Below are 3,866 nucleotides of genomic sequence, written 5' to 3'. Positions count from 1 at the left end.
TCACACGAAAAAATATAGTCCTTCACCCCTGCCGATCGCATCACCTCCTCAATTGCCTTGTACAAATTGTCAGGAAATTTGGTCGTTTCAATCATTTTTCGAGAAACATCCGCGCCACGGACAAGTTCAACCCGGATATCAATGCCATTGGCACGCCCAATGTCGGCAACGGCTTGGGCCAGCGACAGAGGGCCTTGGCTGGCATAAGTCCACCCACACAAAAAAAACGCCAAGAGTGTGATCCCCGTTCCAAGACATGCGTAGACAAGATATCGAGCTCTTTTCATGGCGTAACTCTCTCCCTTGACTCACCGCCCAAAAAACAAATGAATCTCACACGGCTCAGCCACCTGTCCATCGATGGGTATTTTGCAGGTATCCACATCCGGTACCTGCATATTGAAGACAAAGGTCGGTTCCTTGGTCGGACAATACCAGTACAAGGGCTTCTCGCCAAGCTGTGCTCAGTCTCCAACATTTCCTTGATTTTCGTCAAGCTCCAAGCGCCCGGACCGCTCATCTGGCCGGACGATGAATTCTCGTCATGGGCTATGTGTTGGTAGATGTTAACATTCGCGTCCTGGAGCAAACATCCCGACACGCCCCACCTCGACGACAGGCAATTGCTCGATCAAGGCGTTCCCTTGAGGTATTTCCTTGCAGAGCTCAAGGTATGTCGAAAACATTTCCTGAAGTGCGTCGCGAAGCATCGCCCTGCATTCATCGAGGCTTTCGCCTTCCGTCAGGACCTCGGGCCACTCGATACATTGGTCCATGTATCCGGAATCAATTTTCAAATATTTTGCCGTGTACGTTACCATGGCGGCCTCCTCAAGGCGGCAGGCCTGCCCGGAAATGATTCGGTCAAGCCAAAAAAACTCACTGCAACAAAAGATTCAGCACCGGAACGATGCTCCCGCTTCCGGCCTCCGCTCCGGAGAAATCAACCCCCCAGACATTGCCGCAGGTCGTGGAGTGGTTCATGCTCGTTCCCGTGGTTTCGGTCCGAGCGGTGAAGGTGTATCCGGCCTTGGACGGGGTGATGGTGTACTGGGTTCCGGACAGGACTCCGGCCAGGCCGTAGATGCCCTTGGCGTCCGTGGTGTCGGTGATGGACGAACCGCCGCCCGAGGGTGCGGCCGAGACCGTTACTCCAGCCAAAGGGCTGCCCGATCCGTCGGTTATCCGTCCGCTGATGACCTCTCCGGTCTTGTTCGGAAAGACGTTGTAGACGCATTTGTAGACGGAGTTGAAGTTATACCACGTCGTGTCAATGGTCGGCAGATTGTACCACATGTCCTTAGCGCCGGACCAGCCCATGTTCAAATGGTGGTACAGGGTTGTCGACTGGTAGCCGTAGCCGTCGCAGACAATGGCGTGGCCGCCTGCTCCAGTGATGCCCAGGAGAACCGGATATCCCGCGTCAAGATTGGGGTTGGTCATTGTGTTCAGTTCTGGTCCCGCAAAATTGGTCCACGAGGAATTTCTCCCTCGAATCGCCCGATCATAGTCAAAGACATTGAGAAAGGCCCAGCCAGCCTGCAAGGTATCCGCCCCCGACCCGTCCGAAGTATAGCTCATGTTCACGGACACGCCTGCGTCGTGGGTCAGGGCACCGATGGCCTGCCGTTGGGCCAAGGTAACGCCCAAGGCGGGAACAAGAGGCATGGACGACCATGCATAGGGCCCGCCGGAGCCGTCCCCGCCGCGCAGGCTTCGAGTGGCATTTGTTTCGTCAACCTGGATAAGAAAATTGGCCGTGCCCACGCCGATTGTAGGATGTTGGTGAAAACGCATGAGCTGGGCCATGGCCGTGGCCACGCAGCCGCAGACATAGTTGTTGGGCGTGTAGTAGTTGTAGGTGTTCTGCCCGCCCACTGTTGACTGGTCCCACTTGCTCTGGACCAGGGCGTCCACCCGGACGTCGGAGATGGAGGCCGTGCCGGTTCGGGTGCCTTGCGGGCTTCGGGCTGCGGCCAGAAGGGATCTCCACCGGGCCACGTTGCTTGCGGCGCCGGAATCGTCGGCGTCTTGGCCCCGGGACAGCTTGGCATTCAGGGCCTCGGCCCTGGCCATGCGGCCCCGCATGTCCTGAGTGACCAGGGCGGTCAGGGGGCTGTCGGGGTCGTGGATATATGCCCCTTCCGATTGGAACCCGACCACGGGTTCGGCCGTGTCGTCGCCGGGCACCAGAACGAATCCTTCGGGGCTCAAGGGCACGACGTAGAAATTCGGCTGCCCGTTGTGGATGTCGTGGGCCTGGGCGGGCAGGACAACGGTATCCCGCATGGCCCGGTCCATTGGTCGGGAATCAGTCTTCAGCCAACCCCGGACCATGAGGGCGGCCGTGTCCGGATCGACCGGGGCGGCCCAGGAAAACGAGGCCAAGGCGAGAACGGTCAGAACGGCGAGTGCGGACCGGAGCAGCAAGTGGGCCTGACCATCATGTTTCGCGGCGGAAGAGCGCATGGGATATTCTCCGAAAGTGACATGTATCGTTCGAGGAAACCTGCACCATTTCGGGGCCGATGGGAAGTGAAAAATCACGTCCGCTTCACCGGGAACGGCGATGGGCAGGGTATTCATTTCAAATTTTCGGCTTACCATGCCGACGCCTTGGAAAACACCGCTCATATCCGGATATCGCTTGACAGCCCCCATCGTTCATTATATTTCCAAAAGTAAATAAATTTGTTGCATAATGGAAATAAATTATGGGATGGATTGAATTCAAAACCAAAATGTTTGAGCTTGGCTGTTTCACCATTCATCAAGTCTATGCATGGCGGCCGGGATTTGATCGCAACAATCTGGTCCGGTGGACGAAAAAGGGGTATCTCCTGCATCTGCGGCGCGGATGGTATGCCTTTCCCGAATATAAGGATTCTCCGGATTTTGCCGAATATGTCGCCGGCAAAATCTACGCTCCCTCCTATATCAGTCTGCACTCGGCCCTGGCATTCTATGGGTTGATTCCCGAATCCGTGGTTCAGATAACCAGTGTCACCTCACTGAAAACCGCCTCGTTCACCAACGAATTCGGCACATGCTCCTACAAAAGCGTCAAGAGCGATTTGATGTTCGGCTATGTTCGCCGCCCCATCGCGAATGCCCGGACAATCCCTTATGCAACCATGGAAAAGGCCTTGCTGGACCTGCTGTATCTGTACCCATTCTATACCACGGTGCCGGAGCTTCTCGAACTTCGTCTTGATCGGGATGTGTTACGTGAGGACCTGGACCTGAGCATTTGGATGTCCATGGGCAAACGTTTCCAATGCGCACGGCTTGAAAAGCGCATGCAAATTCTTCAAAAGGCGTATGATGTATGATCCCCCTGGACCTGATCAAAAAATTCTATCCGCCTTCAATGGCTGAGAATGCGGTCTTTCAAAAGCATATTCTCAAGGAGTATATGCAGTTATTGATTCTGGAATATCTTTCCAGCACGGAGCACATCCGTAAAATGACCTTTATCGGAGGCACGACCCTTCGCCTGGTCAAGGGTATTGATCGTTTTTCCGAAGACTTGGATTTTGATTGCAAAAACCTTGGCGAGGAAGAGTTCATCCGCATGTCCGATGATGTCCTGACCTTCCTGCAACGCAGCGGGTGGAATGTTCAGGCCAGGGAACGAGAAAAAAGCGGGTTGAGGGCGTTTCGACGCAGCCTGTATTTTCCCGAACTTCTGTTCACCCAGGGAATTTCCGGGCATCGGGAGGCGCGTTTTTTGTTGAAAATCAAGGCTCAGGATCAGCAGACACCCTGTCAACGACCTCGCCCTGAAGGACGAGGCTTGTAACTACACTCAGCCGCAATTCCTCTTGGAGGCTTTGGCTTCAACATGCGTTACGATAGGCCGGTTG

Annotated in this window: 4 protein-coding genes and 1 pseudogene; 2 read left to right on the top strand and 3 right to left on the bottom strand. The window is 55.1% G+C overall.

From position 1 onward, the window contains the following. From EOM25_12890 to EOM25_12880, 3 genes are all read right to left on the bottom strand, one after another. Window positions 1-287, bottom strand: a 287-nt coding sequence (locus tag EOM25_12890) for a hypothetical protein (protein NCC26070.1), incomplete at its 3' end; no start/stop codon positions are given. Between the two features lie 279 nt (window positions 288-566). Continuing rightward, window positions 567-821, bottom strand: coding sequence for a type II toxin-antitoxin system HicB family antitoxin (locus tag EOM25_12885; GenBank protein ID NCC26069.1), 255 nt, complete (start codon window positions 819-821; stop codon window positions 567-569). Window positions 822-879: 58 nt separating this feature from the next. Next, on the bottom strand, window positions 880-2,661 hold the full coding sequence (locus EOM25_12880) for a peptidase C10 (GenBank protein NCC26068.1): 1,782 nt from the start codon (window positions 2,659-2,661) through the stop codon (window positions 880-882). Between the two features lie 53 nt (window positions 2,662-2,714). Here EOM25_12880 and EOM25_12875 point away from each other — a divergent pair, with 53 nt between their 5' ends. Together EOM25_12875 and EOM25_12870 are read left to right on the top strand one after the other, a co-directional pair. Continuing rightward, window positions 2,715-3,332 (top strand): hypothetical protein, encoded by a 618-nt coding sequence (locus tag EOM25_12875; GenBank protein NCC26067.1) that lies wholly within the window; start codon window positions 2,715-2,717, stop codon window positions 3,330-3,332. After that, a pseudogene (locus tag EOM25_12870) lies at window positions 3,329-3,766 on the top strand (hypothetical protein). Before EOM25_12875 ends, EOM25_12870 begins: the two are co-directional and overlap by 4 nt. Window positions 3,767-3,866 lie beyond the last annotated feature (100 nt).

The sequence above is a fragment of the Deltaproteobacteria bacterium genome, assembly GCA_009929795.1.
Classification (GTDB): domain Bacteria; phylum Desulfobacterota; class Desulfovibrionia; order Desulfovibrionales; family Desulfomicrobiaceae; genus RZZR01.
Note: the sequence above shows the minus strand (reverse complement) of the source record. Positions and strands in the feature narration are given on the sequence as shown.